General features: G+C 73.5%; 10 protein-coding genes and 2 pseudogenes. 10 read left to right on the forward strand and 2 right to left on the reverse strand.

The window, feature by feature from the left end; translation table 11 throughout:
* Window positions 1-113 precede the first annotated feature (113 nt).
* Genes STBA_RS32745 through STBA_RS32755 form a run of 3 tightly spaced genes read left to right on the forward strand, consistent with a single transcriptional unit; the run spans window position 114 to window position 4,731 of the window.
* Window positions 114-1,121: a ParB/RepB/Spo0J family partition protein gene (locus STBA_RS32745; RefSeq protein WP_079252278.1), complete on the forward strand. Its 1,008-nt coding sequence runs from the start codon at window positions 114-116 to the stop codon at window positions 1,119-1,121.
* Window positions 1,122-1,143: 22 nt separating this feature from the next.
* Complete coding sequence (locus STBA_RS32750; RefSeq protein WP_077062640.1) at window positions 1,144-2,877, forward strand: ABC transporter ATP-binding protein; 1,734 nt, start codon at window positions 1,144-1,146, stop codon at window positions 2,875-2,877.
* Window positions 2,878-2,922: 45 nt separating this feature from the next.
* Window positions 2,923-4,731 carry an ABC transporter ATP-binding protein gene (locus STBA_RS32755; RefSeq protein ID WP_077062641.1) on the forward strand — a complete coding sequence of 603 codons (1,809 nt, stop codon included), beginning with the start codon at window positions 2,923-2,925 and terminating at the stop codon, window positions 4,729-4,731.
* Between the two features lie 279 nt (window positions 4,732-5,010).
* On the opposite strand, the pseudogene STBA_RS39570 reads toward STBA_RS32755, so the two are convergent.
* Window positions 5,011-5,601 (reverse strand): annotated as a pseudogene (locus tag STBA_RS39570) (alpha-mannosidase); the annotation flags it as partial.
* 22 nt (window positions 5,602-5,623) lie between these two features.
* On the opposite strand from STBA_RS39570, the pseudogene STBA_RS32770 reads away from it, so the two are divergent.
* Window positions 5,624-5,839: pseudogene (locus STBA_RS32770) on the forward strand (hypothetical protein); the annotation flags it as partial.
* A gap of 33 nt (window positions 5,840-5,872) precedes the next feature.
* Here STBA_RS32770 and STBA_RS32775 read toward each other — a convergent pair.
* Window positions 5,873-6,925, reverse strand: a complete 1,053-nt coding sequence (locus STBA_RS32775; protein ID WP_077062643.1) for a LacI family DNA-binding transcriptional regulator — start codon at window positions 6,923-6,925, stop codon at window positions 5,873-5,875.
* A gap of 298 nt (window positions 6,926-7,223) precedes the next feature.
* Between STBA_RS32775 and STBA_RS32780 the strand changes: the two genes are divergently transcribed.
* From STBA_RS32780 to STBA_RS32805, 6 genes are all read left to right on the forward strand, one after another.
* Entirely contained in the window at window positions 7,224-9,200 is a 1,977-nt protein-coding gene (locus STBA_RS32780) for a beta-L-arabinofuranosidase domain-containing protein (RefSeq protein ID WP_253195158.1), read from the forward strand.
* Window positions 9,197-10,495, forward strand: coding sequence for a sugar ABC transporter substrate-binding protein (locus STBA_RS32785; RefSeq protein ID WP_143659599.1), 1,299 nt, complete (start codon window positions 9,197-9,199; stop codon window positions 10,493-10,495). Before STBA_RS32780 ends, STBA_RS32785 begins: the two co-directional genes overlap by 4 nt.
* Window positions 10,496-10,511: 16 nt before the next feature.
* Window positions 10,512-11,486, forward strand: coding sequence for a sugar ABC transporter permease (locus STBA_RS32790; protein ID WP_079252281.1), 975 nt, complete (start codon window positions 10,512-10,514; stop codon window positions 11,484-11,486).
* 81 nt (window positions 11,487-11,567) lie between these two features.
* Entirely contained in the window at window positions 11,568-12,467 is a 900-nt protein-coding gene (locus STBA_RS32795; RefSeq protein ID WP_253195160.1) for a carbohydrate ABC transporter permease, read from the forward strand.
* A 248-nt stretch (window positions 12,468-12,715) separates the two neighbouring features.
* Window positions 12,716-14,014 carry a bifunctional class I SAM-dependent methyltransferase/N-acetyltransferase gene (locus STBA_RS32800; RefSeq protein WP_077062645.1) on the forward strand — a complete coding sequence of 433 codons (1,299 nt, stop codon included), beginning with the start codon at window positions 12,716-12,718 and terminating at the stop codon, window positions 14,012-14,014.
* Window positions 14,015-14,236: 222 nt separating this feature from the next.
* Entirely contained in the window at window positions 14,237-15,433 is a 1,197-nt protein-coding gene (locus STBA_RS32805) for an AAA family ATPase (RefSeq protein ID WP_077062646.1), read from the forward strand.
* Window positions 15,434-15,444: the final 11 nt, after the last annotated feature.

The following is a 15,444-nucleotide window of genomic DNA, read 5'->3' on the forward strand; positions in this document are numbered from 1 at the left end:
AACCCCCGGTGCCGCACGGGCCCGCAGTGGCGCGTGTGCAGCGCGGCGCGCGGTCTGCGCGGTTTTCACCGAAACCCTGCACCTGCCGACCCCACCGGAAGGAAAGAAAGAGAGTGGCAGTCCGTGCGTCGATCGAGAAAGAACTCCACTCGTTCCCCCAGCGGCAGGCGGCTCTCGTTCCCGCCACGGACGAGGACCGCGTCACGACCGTTCCCATCGGCTCCCTGGTGGCCGGCCGCTCCCCCCGCAGCGCCGGGGTCGACCCCGACCACGTGCGGCTGCTGGCCGGCATCGAGGAGGCGCTGCCGCCGATCCAGGTGCACCGCAGGACGATGACGGTCATCGACGGGATGCACCGGCTCCACGCCGCCCTGCTCAACGGCCGCAGCACGATCCGCGTCGAATACTTCGACGGTTCCGAGCGGGCGGCGTTCGTCCGCGCCGTGGAGGCCAACACGGGACACGGACTGCCGCTGACGCTCGGGGACCGCAAGGAATCCGCCCGCACGCTCCTCCTGCTCTACCGCGAGTGGTCGGACAGTGCCGTCGCCACCAAGGTCGGCCTGTCCGCCAAGACGGTCGCGGCACTGCGCCGCGACCTCGCCGGCGACGGCCAGCACCCGGGGGCCAGGACGGGCCGGGACGGCCGCGTGCGACCGTTGAACTGCGCGGAGGGCCGCATGAAGGCCGACGCCCTCTTCACCGAGAACCCCGCGGCCTCACTCAGAGAAGTGGCCAGGGCGGCGGGGGTGTCGCTCGGCACCGCGCGCGACGTCAGGGCGCGCAGGGACCGCGGCGAAAGCCCGGTGCCGAGCGGTCGCCCGCCCCGCAGGAGCCGGCACGCCCGGGCGCCGGGGCAGGAGAACACCGAGACCGTGGACTGCGCCGCCGTGCTGGAGTCCCTGCGCCGCGACCCCGCGCTCAAGTACACGGAACACGGCCGCCTGCTCCTGCGCTGGCTCGACACCCGCGCCCTTCGGGAGCACGAGGTCGACTACGCGGCACGGGTCCCGGCCCACCGCTGCGCCGCCGTGGCGCTGACGGCGCGGACCTGCGCCGCACTGTGGGAAAGGATCGCCGTGCAGTTGGAGGCGCGGGGCGAGGAGAGCCCCGCGGAATGACCGTACGGGCGCGAGGTGCGGAATGACTGATGCGTATGTGCAGCCGAGCCCTTCCGACAGCCGGACTCCCGGGCGTTACCTCTGGTGGCTGGTCACGCGGCAGCGCCGCCGGATCGCCACCGGCTCCCTGCTGGGCATGCTGTGGATGACCGGCATGATGGTGCCGCCCTACGTGCTGGCCCGCGCCATCGACGACGGCCTCGCCCCGCGCGACTGGCCGGCCCTCGGCGGCTGGAGCGCGGCGTTCCTCGGCGTCGCCGGGGTGAACGCCCTCCTGGCCGTTGCCCTGCACCGGACGATGACGAAGGTCCGCATGGAGGCCGCGTTCCGCACCGCGCACGTGGTGGTGGTGCACACCACCCGGCTCGGCGCGTCGTTCTCCCGGCAGGTCACCGCGGGCGAGGTGGTCACCATCGCCATGACGGACGTCGGCGCGATCAGCAATACGCTCACCCTCGCCGGCCCCGGTCTCGGCGCGCTGCTGTCCTATGGCGTCGCCGCGGTCCTGCTGTTCTCGATCGCGCCCGCGCTGGGCGCCGTCGTGCTGATCGGCACCCTGCTGCTCGCCCTGCTGATCGGCCCGCTGCTGGTGCGGCTGCAACGCGTCGACGCCGGCTACCGCGAGCACCAGAGCGCGCTGGCCGCCCGGCTGGTCGACGTGGTCGGCGGACTGCGCGTGCTCGGCGGCCTGGGCGGCAAGGAGGTGTACGCCGGGCGCTACCGGCGCGGCTCGCAGGCCCTGCGCGCGCAGGGCCACCGGGTCGGCGCGGTCACCAGCTGGGTGCAGGCGCTCGGCGGCGGCCTGCCCACCCTGTTCCTGGCCGCCGTGACCTGGCTCGCGGCCCGCGCCGCCGTCCGCGGGACCATCTCCGTGGGCGAACTGGTCGCCGCCTACGGCTATGCCGCCGTGCTGGCGGTGCCCGTGTCGTTCCTCATCAAGAGCGGTCACGACATCACCCGCGGGCTGGTGGCGGGCCGGCGGCTCACCCGCTTCCTCGCGCTGGAGCCCGATGTCGCCGACCGCGGCGCGCCGTGCCCCGCCCCCGCACCGCACGCGCCCCTGCGGGACCCCGCCTCGGGCGTCGAGGTGGCCCCCGGGCGGCTGACGGCACTGGCCGGGGCCCGCCGCGGCGAGTGCGCCGACGTGGTCGACCGCCTGTGCCGCTTCGCCCCCTCCGCCGTGACCTGGGGCGGCGTCCGGCTGGACCAGGTGCCCCTGGAACGGGTCCGCGCACGCGTGCTCGTGGCCGACAACGACGCCGAGCTGTTCCCCGGAACGCTGCGCGAGGTGGTATCCGGCCGGGGGAGCCCGGACGACGAGGCGATCGAACGGGCCGTTCACGCGGCGATGGCGCAGGACATCGTGCGCGCCCTGCCCGCGGGCCTCGACTCGCCCGTCCGCGCGCACGGCGGCAACCTCTCCGGCGGGCAGCGGCAGCGGCTGCGGCTGGCCCGCGCATTGCTCGCCGACCCGGAGGTGCTCGCCACGGTCGAGCCCACCTCGGCGGTCGACGCCCACACCGAGGCCGCCGTCGCCGCCCGCCTGCGCGCCGCCCGCGCGGGCCGGACCACCCTCGTCACCAGCACTTCGCCGCTGCTGCTCGCCCAGGCCGACACCGTGTACTACCTCGTCGACGGCAAGGTCTCGGCCACCGGCACCCACCGCGAACTCCTGCGCACCTGCGCCGGTTACCGCGGTCTCGTCTCCAGGGGCGGACCCGACGCGGTCGAGACCCCGCCGGCCGACCGGGCGTGACGCCCGCCGGTCCCGTACCACAGCACCGCCCCAGGAGAGCGCCCCATGGCATCCCCCACGCCCCCGCCCGGCCCCGGACCCGGTTTCACCCTGCCCGTCGCCACCCCGGCAGGCACCCGCCGCGCCGCGTACCGGCTGCTCCGGCAGGACGCGCGTGCCGTCGCCCTGCTCGTCGCGATCACCGTTCTCGCCGCGGGCGCGGGGCTCGCCGGCCCGTGGGTCCTGGGCCGGATCATCGACGGCGTCCGGGACGGCGCGGACGCCGGAACGGTGGACCGCCTCGCCGTCGTCATCGCCCTCGTCGCCCTGACGCAGCTGCTGCTCGCGCGCCAGGCGCGGCTCGCCGCCCACCGGCTGGGGGAGCGGACGCTGGCCCGCATCCGGGAGCAGTACGTCGAACGCACCCTCGCCCTGCCCGCCTCCGTCGTGGAGCGCGCCGGGGTCGGCGACCTGACCATGCGCGGGACCAACGACATCGGGGCCGTCGCCGTCGTCCTGCGGGACGCGGGCCCCGACGTGCTGATCGCCTCGGTGCAAGTGCTGTTCACGGTCTGCCTGCTCTTCGCCGTCACCCCCGTCCTCGGTGCCTGCGGACTGGTGGGGATGTTCGGCCTCGCGTTCGTCGCCCGCTGGTACCTGCGGCGGGCGCACGCCGCCTACCTGGCGGAGGGCGCGGCGAACGCGGGCCTGTCCGAGGTGCTGGCCACGACCGCGTCCGGCGCCCGCACCGTGGAGGCGCTGGGCCTGGCCGAACGCCGCGTCGCCGCCTGCCGGGACGCGATCGGCGTGAGCCGCGCGGCGCGGATGCGCACGCTGTTCCTGCGCACCGTCCTCTTCCCCGCGATGGACGTCTCCTACGCGGTGCCCGTGGTCGGCGTGCTGCTGGCCGGCGGATTCCTGTACGGCCAGGGGGCGGTGAGCCTGGGCGAGGTGGTCGCCTCCGCCCTGTACCTCCAGCAGCTGTCCCAGCCGCTGGACGCAATCCTGCTGCGCATGGAGCAACTTCAGAGCAGCGGCGCCTCGTTCGCCCGTGTTGAGGGGGTGGGCCGGCTCGTTCCCGCGGCCACCGCCGCGGCCACCACCGGGCCCGCCGCGGCCCCCGTGCCCGACGGGCACCGGATCGAGGCCGTGGACGTGCGGTACGGCTACGCGGACGGCCCCGATGTGCTGCACGGCGTGAGCCTCGGCGTCGAACCGGGCGAGCGCCTCGCCCTGGTGGGCCCCTCCGGGGCCGGCAAGTCCACTCTCGGGCGGCTGCTCGCGGGGATCGACGCGCCGCGCGCCGGCCGTATCACCGTGGGAAACGTGCCGGTGGCCGAGCTCGGCCCGAGCCGGCTGCGCCGCCAGGTGGTGCTGGTCACCCAGGAGAACCACGTCTTCATCGGCACGGTCCGCGACAACCTGTCGATCGTCGCCCCCCACGCCTCGGACGGCCGGCTCCGTTCGGTACTCGCCGCGGTCGGCGCGGACTGGCTCGACGAGCTGCCCGACGGCCTCGGCACCGAGGTCGGGGCGGGCGGCCACCGGCTCGACGCGGCGGCGGCCCAGCAACTCGCGCTCGCCCGCGTCGTGCTGGCCGACCCGCACACCCTGATCCTCGACGAGGCGACGGCGCTGCTCGACCCGACGACCGCCCGTGCCACCGAACGGGCCCTGGCCGCCGTGCTGGCGGGCCGGACGGTCATCGCGATCGCCCACCGCCTGCACACCGCGCACGACGCGGACCGGGTGGCGGTCATGGAGGAGGGCCGCCTCATCGAGGTGGGCACGCACGACGACCTCGTGGCCAAGGGCGGGGCGTACGCCGCCCTGTGGGACTCCTGGCACGGCCGCCCGGCCGGTCCTTCCTGGTGAGCACCGGGCAGCGGTGCGCGAACGTGCGGCCTCCCGGTGGCAGCGCGGGCGGGGCGGCGCGACCCGCCGCCCCGCCCGGGTCAGGAACGGGCGCGGGCCGCGGTGAACCGTTCGGTCCGGTACCGGGTGCGGTCCAGGTACGCGGTCTCCGCGGCGGCGCCGGTCGTGCCGTAGGCGCCCTCGGAGGTCAGGTAGCCGTGGCCGGGCGGTGGGCCGGCGAGGGCCGGGCTCGATCATGGTGCCCTCGTGCCACTCGTTGGAGGACGTGATCGACACCCAGTCGGGCGGGCCGCCGTTCTCCGGTGCCAGCGCACCTGACCACTGGGCGTCGTATGCCGCGCCGTCGGCATGGTCCAGGGCGGGTGTGGTGGTGCCCGGCACGGCGCGGTCGTCGAGGCAAAAGGGGCTGATCGAAGGTGCCAGGACCCGGCGGTTGGGCCGGCGCCAGTCGGCGATGCCGCGCCAGCCGGTGAAGTCCCCGAAGTTGGTGTGGTTGTTCAGGCCACCGAAGTGGCTCGCCCGGGAGACGTCCGTCGTCTGCGTCAGGGCGCTGTTGTCCTCGTTGACCGCGGCCGGCGGCGACCAGTCCGTGACGGCGAGGCTGTCGAAGACGTAGCACGCGGGCCGGTTGCCGTGGCCGGCCGACCGGTAGAAGGCCGGGTGGGAGCCGTAGGCGGCGTTGATGTACTCGATGTCCGCGACGGTGGACGCGGCCGCCCGCCCGCCGTACGGCTCCAGGTGCCAGGCGCCCCGCACGCCGTGCTCGGCGGCGATGTCGAGCAGCAGCGGCACCCGCTGGTCCTCGTAACCGCCCTGCCCCCACCAGGTGGTGGCGACCACGCCGACGCCCGCCTGCCGAATCCACGTCATGTGCTGGGCGACCACGGCGCTGTCCCCGGAGCTCACCGGCTACCACGACGCCCCGCACGCCGCGACGCGCACCCATATCCGCGGGCTGGGCGACGCCGCGCTCGACCGCGTCGTCGACCGCGGCTGGACGCCGCCCGTCACCCTCGGCGTTCGCCTGATCAGCGTCGTCTCCGACGACCTCCACCACGCGGGCCGGGCCGCCTACCTCCGCGGCCTGCTGCTCGGCAGCAGCACCTGACGGCGTGTCAGCTGCGGCCCGCGGCCGCCACGTTCACGTCGAGTCGCGGATCACCAGCCGGCACGGCAGGTACTCCACCCCGCTCCTGGCCCGGCCGTCGATCGCCTCCAGCAGCCGGACGGCGGCGGCGCGGCCCAGCTCGCCGAGCGCCATGTCGACCGTCGTGAGCGGCGGGCGGCAGGCGGTGGCCATCACGTCCCAGTTGTCGAAACCGGCCAGCGCGATGTCCCCCGGAACGGTGCGCCCCACCTCCCGCAGGCTGTCCGCGGCGCCGCGGGCGATCTGGTCGCTGCCGCAGAACACCGCGTCGCACCGCGGGTCGGCGTGCAGCACGTGCTGCACCGCCTGCCGCCCCCAGGGCTCGTTCCACTCGCCGTACAGCACCTTCCCGGCCGCGGGCGCAAGTCCTGCCTCGGCCAGCGTCCGGCGGAAGGCGGCGGCGCGCACCTGGGAGGAGTGGTGCCGTGCCGGGCCCGTGATGTGCGCGATGCGGGAACGGCCCGCGGCGATCAGATGCCGCACCGCTTCGCACGCGCCCTGCTCCTCGTCGGGGGCCACGGACAGGTCCTGCGCGCTCTGCGAGGGCGCCATGGCGTAGACGACCGGCACGTCGAGGAACTGCCGCAGCGGCGGCCGGGGATCGGTGCGCCGCCCGGCGACGATGATGCCGTCGACGCGCCGGGAGGCCAGCGCCTGGAGGTGGTGCCGCTCGCGGATGGCGTCGCCGCGGGTGTCGCAGAGGAACACGGAGATCTCGCCCGCCCCCAGCGCGTCCTCGGCGCCGAGCAGCACCGGCAGGCTGAAGCGCCCGACGTGGTCGGTGGTGACCAGGCCGACGGTGAAACTGCGGCCGCTCAGCAGGCTGCGGGCCATCTCGTTGGGCCGGAAGCCGAGTTGCCTCGCGGCGTCGGCCACCCGCGACCTGGTCTCCTCGCGCAGCTTGCCGCGGTTGTTGAGGGCCTTGGACGCGGTGCCGACCGACACTCCGGCCAGGGCGGCGACGTCGGCGATGGTGACACGCGGCCTGGCCGGGGCCCGCCCGCCGTCCGGCCGCGCCTCCCGCCTGCTGCCCTGTGAATCGGACAAACCTTTTCCCCACTCCCCGCCCGCGGGTGCGAGCGCCGAATCCTGAGCACCGTCCGCCCGGCCGGGACCCGGACCGCCGGACGGTCGATCATACTCCGGGCGCACACCTCTTGACCCGCCGTTCCCGGCGCACCTAGATTCCGAGGCAACATTTGAGGAAACCCTTTTCCTTGATTGCCGCCGAGGCGACAGTCGAAGAAGCGTCCGAGACGCACGTCGAGATCACTGCCCGCGCCGCGCACCGCCCTCAGGGAGCACGCACATGCCCGTCCGTACCGGACCCGTCCACGGACCCCTCATGCCGACCGAATCAGCCCGCACCGCGCTGCGGCCCGCGAGCGACGCCGAGATCACCGGCGGCCTCTGGGCCGCCCGCCGCTCGGTCAACGCCGACGTCAGCGTGCCCGACGGCTACGAACGCCTCACGGAGGCCGGCAACTTCCACAATCTCCGGCTCGCGGCGGGCACCGCGACCGGCGAGTACGTCAACAACCTGCCGTTCCTCGACTCGGACGTCTACAAGTGGCTGGAGGCCGTCGCCTGGCAGCTGGGCGACCCGGCCACCGGCGCCGACGAGGCCGCCCGGCTGACCGAACGGGTCGAGGAGGTCACCCGCCTGCTCGCCGAGGCGCAGGAGGAGAGCGGCTACCTCCAGTCCTACTACCAGGTGGTGCGCCCGGAGCGGCGCTGGGCCGAGCTCGACTGGGGCCACGAACTGTACTGCGCGGGGCACCTGATCCAGGCGGCCGTGGCGCACCGGCGCACCACCGGCAGCACCGGCCTCCTCGACGTCGCCCGCCGCTTCGCCGACCACATCGACACCGTCTTCGGCACGGCGGAGGGCCGCATCGACGGCGTGTGCGGCCACCCCGAGATCGAGACCGCGCTCGTCGAGCTGTACCGCTGCACCGGCGAGGAGCGCTACCTGACGCTGGCCCGCTACTTCATCGACCGCAGGGGCCACGGCCTGCTGCCCGTCGGCCGCTTCGGCGACAAATACTGGCAGGACCACGTGCCGGTGCGGGACGCCGACGCGGTGGCCGGCCACTCCGTCCGCCAGTTGTACCTGCTCGCGGGCGAGGTGGACGTCTACGCGGAGACCGGCGACACCGACCTGCTCGCCGCCTCGGAACGGCTGTGGGAGGAGATGGCCGCCACCAAGACCTACCTGACCGGCGGCCTCGGCGCCCACCACACCGACGAATCCTTCGGCGACCCCTACGAACTGCCCTCGGAGCGCGCCTACACCGAGACCTGCGCGGCCATCGCCTCCGCCATGTTCAGCTGGCGGCTGCTGCTCGCCACCGGCCGCGCCCGGTACGCCGACCACATGGAACGCGTCCTGTTCAACGGCTTCCTCTCCGGCGTCTCGCTGGACGGGGCGCACTACTCCTACGTCAACCCCCTCCACGTGCGCGACGGCCACGTGCCGGGCGGCGGCGACCGGCTGGCCTACCGGACCCGCTGGTTCCACTGCGCCTGCTGCCCGCCCAACGTCATGCGCATGCTCGCCGCCCTGCCGCACTACCTGGCCGCGCGCGACGGCGAGGGCCTCACGCTGCACCAGTACGCGACCGGCACCTACGCGGCCGAGGGCATCGGCGGCGCGACCGGCCGCGCCGCCGTCGAGGTCGCGACCGACTACCCGTGGAACGGCCGGGTGCGCGTGACCGTCACCGAGGCCCCGGACGCCGACTGGACCCTCACCCTGCGCGTCCCGGCCTGGTCGTCCGGCGCCTGGCGGGCCACGGCGGCGGGCGAGCCCGTCGACGCGGACGCGGAAGGGGAGGGCTGGCTGCGCATCCGCCGCCGCTGGCGGGCGGGCGACACGGTGGACCTCGACCTGGACCTCGCGCCGCGGCTGACCGCGCCGCCCTCGCGCGCCGACGCGCTGCGCGGCTGCGTCGCCATCGAACGCGGGCCGCTGGTCTACTGCACCGAGGGCACCGACCACCCCGAGGGCACCGCGCTCGACGACCTGCGCATCGACCAGGACAGGCCGCTGCGCGAGGCCGAGGCGCCCGGCCTGCTGGGCGGCATCGTCACCGTGCACGCGACGGGTGCCGCCGCCCCGCCCGCGGACACCGGCGACTGGTGGCCCTACGGCCCCGCCGCCGCGCCCGCCGAAGCGGCCGGGGAGCGCGCCGAGTTCACCGCCGTCCCTTACCACCTGTGGGGACACCGCACGCACGCCTCGATGCGGGTGTGGCTGCCCGCGCTCGGCTCGGCGGGTGGCGCCGGCGGCGGCCCCGCGGCGAACGGAGCGGTCCGGTGAGCCGTTCCGCGCCCCCGCGGCGCGGGGCGCGGCTGGTGGCGGCCCTCCTCGCGGTCTGCGCGCTGGCCGTGACCGGCTGCGGGGGCGGCGGCGACCAGGGCGGCCCGGTCACGCTCGACCTGTGGGCCAGATCGGACCAGGCGGGATTCATGGAGGACATCGTCGACGCGTTCAACAGCGCGCACGACGACGTCCAGGTCGAGCTGACGCTCCTGCCCGCCACGAATTTCGTGCAGAAGCTCGGCGTCGCGGTCGCCAGCGACGCCGGGCCCGACCTGGCCTCCATCGACCTGGTGTATGTGCCGTTCTTCGCCTCCTCCGGCGTGCTGGCCGACATCACCGAGCGCAGCGAGGGCCTGCCGGACATCGACGCGCTCAGCGCACCCCACCTCGACCAGGGCACCTACCAGGACCGCCGCTACGCCCTGCCGTTCACCGGGGAGGCGTCCCTGCTCTTCTACAACAAGGACCTGTTCCGCCAGGCGGGGCTCGATCCCGCGCAACCGCCCCGCGACTGGGAGGAGTTCACGGAAGCGGCGCGACGGATCAGCGACCTGGGCGAGGACGTGCACGGGTACCACTTCTCCGGCAGGTGCGGAGGCTGCAACGTCTTCACCCTGTCGCCGTTCATCTGGGCGGCCGGCGGCAACGTCGTCGAGGGCGAGGCCGGCGAGGAACGCCCGGTCGTCGGGGAGGACCCGGCCGTCACCCGCGCCCTTGAGCTGTACAGGACCCTGTGGCACGACGGCCTGACGGCGCCGCAGGCGGCGGCCGACACCGGCGCCCAGGCCCTGGCGCTGTTCGGCAGCGGCCGGATCGGGATGTACCCCACGGGCGCCTTCGCGCTGGACGAGATCCGCAGCACCTATCCGGACGTCGACTTCGGCGTCACCCCCATCCCCGGTCCCGAGGGCGGCAGTTCGTCGTTCACCGGGGGCGATGACATCGCCATCACCAGCGGCTCCGACCACCAGGACGCCGCCTGGACCTTCATGGAGTGGTCGGTGCGGCCCGACGTGCAGGAGATGATCTCAGGACTCGGCACCGTGCCCATCCACACCGAGGTGGCCCTCGGCCCCTACAGCGAACGCGGCCCCGAGTACGCCACGCTCGCCGAGGCCCTGGTGAACGGGCGCACCATCCGCAGCGTTCAGGAGAACGCACTGTTCAACGCCGGCACGTCGCCCTGGGCGACGATGATCGCGCGCGGCGTCTTCGGCGAAAGTCCGGACAGCGTCGAACGCGCGGTCGCGGAAGCCCAGGACGCCATGGCCAACATCCTGTCCCGCGGCTGACCGCAGGGAGATTTCCATGACCCGCCGCAGGGGCGGCACCGTCGCCGCCCGCTCCGCCTCCTCCTCACCGTCCCCACCGACCCCCGCCGCCCCGACGCGCGCGCCGCGCAGGCGCGCCGAAGGGCTGGCCAGACGGCGTTCGCTGACCGGGCTGCTGCTGATCAGCCCCGCCCTGCTGCTGGTCGCCGTGTTCTTCCTGGCCCCGCTCGGCCTCACCGTGTGGATGTCGTTCCACAAGTGGCCGCTGCTCGGCACCCCCGAGTGGTCAGGGTTCGACAACTACGCCGCGATACCCGGTGACAGGACCTTCCTCGACGCACTCGGCTACACCGTCCTGTACACGGTGATCATCACCCCGCTGCTGCTGTTCATCGGCCTCGGCCTCGCGTTCCTCGTGCGCGACCAGCGGCGCGGCGTCGGCATCTTCCGCACCGTGTGGTTCCTCCCGTATGTCTTCGGCTTCGCCTCCTCCGCCTACCTCTTCCTGTGGCTCTTCGACTCCTCGGTGGGCTTCGTCGACCCGGTACTGATGGACCTCGGGCTGACCGACGCCCCCGTGCAGTGGATGAACTCCGCGGACACCGCCACCATGGCCGTCATCGTGATGGTGGTGTGGAAGGTCGTCGGCTTCCAGATGCTGCTGCTGATGGCCGGGCTCCAATCCGTCCCCGACGAGGTCAACGAGGCGGCCCTGATGGACGGTTCCGGCCGCTGGTCGACGCTGCTGCGCATCACGCTGCCGCTGCTGCGCCGCCACGTCGCCCTGGTCCTGGTCTTCTCGGTGTCGGGGTCGATGCTCGCGTTCGAGCAGTTCTTCATCATGACCGGCGGCGGCCCCGGCAACGAGACGCTCACCGTCGTCAACTGGATCTACAACAGCTCCTTCGCCAACTTCCAGCTCGGCTACGGCTCGGCGCTGTCCGTACTGCTCCTGGTGCTGCTGATGATCGTGAACGGAATCCAGCTCTTCCTGCTGCGCGAACGCGACTGACCCCGGAGTGCCGATGCCTGCCGCCCGCCCCGCCCGCCGTCCCGCCGGCCCGCCGGCCGACCGGGAAGTTACGGAGAACTCATGTCCGCCGCCCCTGCGTTGACCGCCCGCGCCCGGGGTCCGCGCCGCACGCGCGGCAGCGACCGCCGCCGGGGGAAGATGCCCGCCTGGGCCTGGTGGACGGTGTGCTCGCTGATCGCCGTCATGTTCCTGCTGCCGCTGATCGCGCTGCTGGTCACCGTGTTCAAGACGCCGGAAGCGGCCACCGCCAGCCCGCCGTCCTACCTCCCGGACGCGGTGTCCACGGAAAACTTCTCGGCGCTGACCGACAGCCGCGAGGGCCTGTGGCGGTACGTCGCCAACACCTTTCTCGTCTCCTGCGGCACGGTGCTGCTGACCGTCACCGTCGCCACCCTCGCGGGGTACGGCTTCGCCCGCTTCCGCTTCCCGATGCGCGAGCCCCTCTTCGGCACCGTGCTGCTGTGCATGATGATCCCCTTCCAGGCGATCCTCACGCCGCTGTACATGGTGCTGCGCTTCCTGCACCTCCAGAACTCGCTGATCGGGCTGATCTTCGTCTACGCGACGTTCCAGCTGCCGATCTCCGTCTTCCTCATGCGCAACTCCTTCGAGCAGATACCCAAGGCCCTGCCCGAGTCCGCGCAGATCGACGGCTGTTCGAGCCTGTCCGCGCTGTGGCGCGTCCTGCTGCCCGTGGTCAGGCCGGGGGCCGTGTCCGTCGCGCTCTTCGCGTTCTTCTCGGCCTGGAACGAGTTCCTCGCCGCCCTGGTCCTGCTGTCCGACGAGGCGAAGTTCACCCTGCCGATCTTCCTGACCGCGCTGGCCTCCGGACAGCTGGGCACGATCAACTGGGGAGTGCTGGAGGCCGGGGTGCTGGTCACCATGATCCCTTGCGGGGTGATCTTCCTCATCCTCCAGCGCTACTACGTGCGCGGCCTGGTGGCGGGCTCGGTCAAATGACCGCGGGTCCGGGCCGTCCTGCGGCTCCCGCCCCCCTGTTACAGTGGCGGGAGCCGGGGCAGCGGGTCCCGGCTGTGGTCGATGAGGGAGGTGAGGTTGATGACCGTCGTGGCGGCTGCCGTTCTGTGCAGCGTCCGGGCCATCCTCACGTCCCGGGCCCCGGCCTGACCCACGTCCGCTGTGCGTGAGCCCATCGGCTCACCGGCGTTCCCGCGTGCACCGGGACCCTCTCTCCCAGGGAATCCACGTTGTCCACTTCTTCACCAGATCACCGCATCGACGCCCTGCTCGACCTGCACCGCGGTCTGCCGCGGCAGGGCCCCGGCTCCGACGCCACCACCCGCCGCCTGCTGGCACTCGCCGGCGAGCTGCCCGCCCGGCCCCGCGTGCTCGACGCGGGCTGCGGCCCGGGGCGCGCGGCGCTGCTGCTCGCCGCCGAGGCGGGTGCCGAAGGCGCCGACGTCGTCGCCGTGGACCTGCACCGCCCCTACCTCGACGAGCTGGATACCGCCGCGGCCCGGCTCGGCCTGGGCGCGCGCATCACCACCCTCGCCCGCTCCATGACCGAACTCCCGTACCCGGACCACAGTTTCGACGTGATCTGGGCCGAGGGCTCGGTGTACACCGTCGGCTTCGACACGGCGCTGCGGGCTTGGCGCCGCCTGCTCGCGCCCGGCGGCGTGCTCGTCGTCACCGAGGCCGAGTGGGCCACCCGCGTCCCCTCGCCGGAGTGCAGGGCCTTCTGGGACGCGGCCGCCCCGCTGCGCACCACGGGCGCCAACGTCACGGCCGCCGAGGCCGCGGGCTACCGGGTGGACGCCGTGGTGCCGCTGCCGGAGAGCGACTGGTGGGCCGAGTACTACGACCCGCTGGCCGAACGGATCGCCGCGGCGGACACCGGCCGGCCCGGCATGGCCGAGGCCGTTGCCGCGTCGGGCGCCGAGATCCGGCTGCGGCGCGAGTACGGACGGGAATACCGGTACACCGGGTACGTGCTGCGGCACGATCCGCGGCCGGGGGCCACCGGGCCCGACGGCCCAGGGCTCTGGCACGTCCGCCCGGAGACCGCGGCGGACGCGGCGGCGGTGCGGGAGGTGCTGCTCGCCGCGTTCCCGACACCGCTGGAGGCCGACCTCGTCGACGCCCTGCGGAACGACGCGGGGGCCTGGCGGGCGGGCCTGTCCTTCGTCGCCTGCACGCCCGACGGGCTGCCCGCCGGGTACGCGCTGCTGACCCGCTGCCACGTCGGGTCGGCGCCCGCGCTCGCCCTCGCGCCCTGCGCGGTCCTGCCGGCCCACCAGCGGTCGGGCGCCGGTTCCGCCGCGATCCGCGCGGCGCTGGGCGCGGCGCGCGCGGCGGGGGAGGACCTGGTCCTGGTGCTCGGGCACCCGCAGTACTACCCGCGGTTCGGCTTCGTGCCGGCCTCGCGCTTCGGTATCCGCGTGCCCTTCGAGGTGCCGGACGAGGCGATGATGGCGCTGCCGCTCGGTGAGGACCGCGCCGTTCCGCAGGGCACTGTCCGCTATCCGGCGGCCTTCGGGCTCTGATCGGGCCCGCGGTGCCCGGCCGGGTACCTCCCGGCCGGGCACCCGAGGTCCGTTTGCCACGGGCGGACTTCGCACTGATGTCAGGTGCCGTTGAATGAGAAGGGGAATTGTCATCGACGCCGGAGTGCAAATTCCCACCAACTCCGGGTTGGCATAATGACGGGCGCGGGGCGGGCCGGCCCCACGCCCCTTCGACGCCGAGCAGGGTTTCCGAGCAGGGAGATGGCGATGGACGCACAGGTCACGGCGCGGCGACTGCGGGCGATCACCGGTGAGCTGTCGGAGCTGTTCTACGAGCGGGACGACGTGGTACGGACGTTGACGGTGGCGATGCTGGCCGGTCAGCACTCGCTCGTGCTCGGTCCTCCCGGCACCGCGAAGTCGGAGCTGGCCCGCGAGCTGACGGGCCGGATCGAGCACGCGAACTATTGGGAAATCCTGCTCAGCAAGTTCACCGCCCCGACCCGGATGTTCGGTCCGATCGACGTCGGCGCGCTGAGCCGGGGCGAGTACCGGCAGATATTCGACGGCCGCGCGACGACGGCGCATATAGCTTTCATCGACGAGATTTTCAAGTGCTCCACGGCGGCGCTCAACGAGACCCTCGGGTTGCTCAACGAGCGCATTTATCACCCGGAGAACGGCGGCGAGCCGATTCACTGCCCCTTGATCAGCGCCATCACCGCATCCAACGAGCTGCCCACCGGCGACGACAGTGCCGCGATCTACGACCGGCTGCTGGTGCGGCTCGAGGTGGGATATCTCGCCGACCCCTCCAACTTCGCGGGGCTGGTGCGTTCCGCCGTCGCTGCCCCGGCCGCCCCGGTCAGGACCACGGTGGAGCTGACCGAATTGCAGCAGGTCGTGACCGATGTCGTACCGGCCGTGGGCGTTCCGGACCCGATCGTGGATGCCGTGTGCACCCTGCGGGCCGCCTTGCGCCGCAAGGAGCTGATCGCCTCCGACCGTCGTTGGCGGCAGTCGGTCCGGCTGCTCCAGGCGAGCGCGTTCCTGGACGGCCGCGAGCAGGTGGAGGAAGGCGATCTGTCGACGCTCACCCACGTGCTGTGGGATTCTCCCGCCCAGCGCCCGACCGTCGAGCGCGAGGTCCTGCAACTGGTCAACCCCGACGCCAAGGAGGCGCTCGACCTCGCCGACGCCATCGAGGAGCTGGAGGCCGAGCTGGACGCGAAGGCCGGCCAGTCCCGCGAGGCCCTGAGCGACTGGGCGATCAGGGAGGCGATCACCAAGCTCAACAAGGCCGGTAAGAAGCTGGAGAAACTGCACAAGGAGACCCGGGCCGCCGGACGCTCAACGGCCGCCGTCGAGCGCGTGATCACCCGTCGGCGCGCCGTCCATGCCCGCGTCCTGACCGAAGCGCTCGGAATGGACGCGAGCATCGTGCAGGCCCAGCTCTGAGCGGCGAGGGA

This window comes from Streptomyces sp. MP131-18 (assembly GCF_001984575.1).
Taxonomy (GTDB): Bacteria; Actinomycetota; Actinomycetes; order Streptomycetales; family Streptomycetaceae; genus Streptomyces; species Streptomyces johnsoniae.